The sequence below is a fragment of the Streptomyces sp. BF23-19 genome (assembly GCF_041106355.1).
GTDB lineage: Bacteria > Actinomycetota > Actinomycetes > Streptomycetales > Streptomycetaceae > Streptomyces > Streptomyces virginiae_A.
In genome coordinates, this window is sequence record NZ_JBGBPT010000184.1 from 1 (window position 1) to 3,686 (window position 3,686).

Here is a 3,686-nt window from a genome sequence, read left to right on the forward strand (position 1 = left end):
GGGCAGCGCCCCGATCTTCAGCCTGGCCGGCGTTTGAGGCGCGGGTCGGGGGCAGCGCCCCGATCTTCAGCCTCGCCGGCGTTTGAGGCGCGGGGTTCGGGGCGGAGCCCCGGCAGCGGCGCTGCACCTGACGATGCCGCCGCAGGGCTCGTCGCCGCGCTCGCGTTCCCCGAGCGGGTCGCCGGGGCCAAGGGCCAGGGGGCTTTCCTCATGGCCTCCGGGACGGGGGCCGAGCTCGGCGACGGCTCGCGGCTGCGCAGCGCGCCCTGGCTGGCCGTCGCCGTCGCCGACCGGCCCCCGCACTCCGCCTCCGCGCGGATCCGGCTGGCCGCCGTCATCGACGAGGACACCGCCCGGGTCGCCGCCGGGCACCTGCTCACCGATGGCGAAGAGGTCCACTGGGAGGCCGGCGACCTCGTCGCCCGCGCCGCCGAGCGCCTCGGGGCGATCGAGCTCGCCGTGCGCCCGCTGCGCACCCCCGACCCCGCGCTGGTGCGGGCCGCCCTCCTCGACGGGCTGCGCTCCGAGGGGCTCGGCCTGCTGCGCTGGTCCCCGGACGCGCTGACGCTCCGGGCCCGCCTCGGCTTCCTGCACCGCACGCTCGGCGGCGCCTGGCCCGACGTGGCCGACGACCGGGCCCTGCTGGAGCGCGCCGACGACTGGCTGGAGCCCGAGCTGTCCCGGGCCCGGCGCCGCGCCGACCTCGGGCGGATCGACGCCGGACAGGTCCTGAACCGGCTGCTGCCGTGGGCCACCGGGGAGGCCGTCCGGCTGGACGAGCTGGCTCCGGAACGCCTGGAGGTGCCCAGCGGATCCCGGATCCGGGTGGACTATTCCGCCGAGCACGGCCGGCCGGTCCTCGCGGTGAAACTGCAGGAGCTGTTCGGGCTGGCCGAGACCCCGCGGGTGGCGGGCGTACCGGTACTCGTGCACCTGCTGTCGCCCGCCGGCCGGCCCGCCGCCGTCACCGCCGACCTCGCCTCCTTCTGGCAGGGCGGCTACCGGGCCGTGCGCGCGGAACTGCGCGGGCGCTATCCCAAGCACCCCTGGCCGGAGGACCCGGCCACCGCCGAGCCCACCCGGCACACCAACGCCCGGCTCAGGCGCTGACCCCGTCCGTCCCCGCGGCGCCCGCCTCCCGTACGCGGCGGCCTCGGGCCTCCAGCCACAGGGCCACGGCGAGCAGGACGAGCCCGCCGGCGGCCAGGCCGATCGGCGCGTAGGTGTGCAGCGCGAGGACCTTCGTACGGTTCGCCTTGACGAGGTCGACCGTGTAGTCGGAGTAGTCCTCGCGCATGGTGACGTGTCCGGCGAAGGCGGTGAGCTTGCCATCGGGGCCGCCGGCCGCGATGCCGCCGCGCATCTCCTGCTGGATGTCCTGTTCGGCGTTGACGGGCGCGCCGGTCACCGGGTCGACCCAGAACTTCGCCTTGACCGTGTACCAGAGGGTGGTGCCGGTGGCCGCCTCGATCGTCGCCGGGTCGATGCCCTCGATCGGCATCTTCTTGGGCATGGGGACCTTGGTCCAGGGGACGGTCTGCTCGAAGTAGTAGACGTCCATGCCTTTGAACGTGCGCGGTCCGACGTAGTGGATCGGTGAGGAGGTGCGGGTCTGCGCGTCGAAGTAGAGGTAGTCGCGCGGCTCGGTGAAGAAGGGCCACTTGAACTCGATGCCCTCGCGCTTGACGGGATCCCCGTCGACCATCTCCCCGGTGGCGTGGACCGGGTCCTGGGTGTGCGCGTCGAAGATGTAGCGCTCGGGGATCTGGGAGACCATCTTCCCGTCCGGGCCGATGATGTAGGACAGCGTGTCCCAGACGACGACGTCCTTGCCCGCGCTCGCCTCTATCTCCTTCGACGCCTCCACGTTGCCCTTGAGGGTCTGGACGATGGTGACCTTGTCGACCTTCTTGGGCTGCATGCCGCCGGTGTAGTCGAGGAGCGTCGCGTCCTTCGCCTCCAGGACCATCTCCTGGTACTGGTTCGGCGGGATCTTGGCGAGGCGGGGGTACGCGTACCAGCGCAGCAGTGGCGCGAGGGCTGCGCAGAACACGGCAAGGGCCAGCAGGACAAGGCTCGCTCTGCGTCGCACGGCCGGGCCCTCCTCTACTTTCCGGGCGCGGGGGGCGCGGTGGTGAGCAGGGGCTTGGGTGAGGTCTCGCCTTCGGGCACCCCGAACGCCGTGATGGCGAACACGAGGGCCAGCGCGGCCGCGAGGCCGATGACGGCGGCGACGAATGCGCGCATGCCGGGGCTCCGAAATCTGATGAGGCGTCAGAGGTGGGGCACCGTAGCAACGCGGGGGCGAGATGAGAACCGTTCGAGCGGCGGATCACCACTGGGCCGCCCGGGGGGCCTCGGCGCCCGCCGGCACACCGCCCCCGCGTTGCGCACGGCGGGACGCCCACCCCATGGAACACTGATCGCCAACAGAATGTAATCACACGATTACATGCAGCGATCGGAGAAGTGATGCACAGACGTCGGTTCATGACCGTGGCCCTGACTCTGCCGTTCGTGGCCGCACTCAGCCTCGGCAGCACCGCGGGCGCGACCTCCCTGGCGGCCATTCCGTGCGACGTCACCGCCCTCAACAACGCGATCATCGCCGCGAACAACAACACCGGACCGCACACCATCCGGCTCGCACCCAAATGCGTCTACAACGTCCTCACTCCCGCGTCGACCGGCGGTCTCGGCCCCAACGCCCTGCCCCTGATCTCGGGCACCGTCACGCTGCTGGGGAACAAGACCACCATCCGACGGGATCCCGACGCGACCGAGGGCTTCCGCATCGCGCAGATCGACGGCCCCAACGGGCGTCTGACCGTCGAGGGTGTCACCGCGACCGGCGGCGGCTATCTCGACTACGCCGGCACCTACCTGCCCACGGACGGAGGGACGCTCATCCTCAAGCACAGCACCGTGACCAACAGCACGGCGAACCAGGGGGGCGCCATCTACGTGAACCAGAGCAGCACCCTTGAGATGTACGACAGCGTCGTGCGGGACAGTGCTGCCCAGCGGGGTGGTGCCATCTACAACGGGCCGGGAAGCACCACCCTGCTGCAGAAGACCAAGTTGGTGCGGAACCAGGCCACGGAGCTGGGGGGCGGCCTCTTCACCGCCGGGGTCTCCACGACCATCAAGAACTCGCGCATCGAGGGCAACCGCGCCTACCAGCAGGGCGGCGGAATCTACAACGACCGCCATCCGCTGGACATCTTCTCGACGACCATCGCGGACAATCGTGCGGGCCAAACGGGTGGCGGTATCACCAATGACGGCGCCACCACGCTGACGGACACAAAGGTGCGGCGCAACATCGCGCTCAACGGCGGCGGCGTTTGGCAAGGAACCTCCCCCGGCACCACCCTGACCCTCGTCAGGAGCCGGATCTTCGAGAACACGCCCAACAACTGCCGGCCCATCGGGGCGATTCCCGGCTGCACGAACTGATCCCGACTCGATCCGCGGGCCCGGCTTGATCCACAAGACACGGCCTAGGTGCGTTGCCCCGGGGTCGGCCGGGGCACCGCCGGAGTGGAGGACGGCGACGCGGCGGGCTTCGGCGTGCGTGACGAGCCAGGGGTCGGGCTGGACGTCGGGGTCGGCGTGGGGGTCGGGGTCGGCGTCGGCGTCGGCGTCGGCGTCGGCGTCGGCGTCCGCGTCGGCGTCGGCGTCGG

Annotated in this window: 4 protein-coding genes; 2 read left to right on the plus strand and 2 right to left on the minus strand. The window is 71.5% G+C overall.

Going from position 1 to position 3,686, the window contains the following annotated elements; genetic code table 11:
- On the plus strand, positions 1 to 1,110 hold a 1,110-nt coding region (locus tag AB8A24_RS43105), incomplete at its 5' end, for an ATP-dependent helicase C-terminal domain-containing protein (protein WP_369479231.1).
- Here AB8A24_RS43105 and AB8A24_RS43110 read toward each other — a convergent pair.
- Positions 1,100 to 2,092: a DUF3068 domain-containing protein gene (locus AB8A24_RS43110; RefSeq protein WP_328963766.1), complete on the minus strand. Its 993-nt coding sequence runs from the start codon at positions 2,090 to 2,092 to the stop codon at positions 1,100 to 1,102. The two genes, AB8A24_RS43105 and AB8A24_RS43110, sit on opposite strands and share 11 nt — an antisense overlap.
- Before the next feature lie 14 nt (positions 2,093 to 2,106).
- Positions 2,107 to 2,247: an SPW_0924 family protein gene (locus AB8A24_RS43115; protein ID WP_106971437.1), complete on the minus strand. Its 141-nt coding sequence runs from the start codon at positions 2,245 to 2,247 to the stop codon at positions 2,107 to 2,109.
- Positions 2,248 to 2,490: 243 nt separating this feature from the next.
- Between AB8A24_RS43115 and AB8A24_RS43120 the strand changes: the two genes are divergently transcribed.
- Positions 2,491 to 3,459 carry a hypothetical protein gene (locus AB8A24_RS43120; protein ID WP_328963765.1) on the plus strand — a complete coding sequence of 323 codons (969 nt, stop codon included), beginning with the start codon at positions 2,491 to 2,493 and terminating at the stop codon, positions 3,457 to 3,459.
- Positions 3,460 to 3,686: the final 227 nt, after the last annotated feature.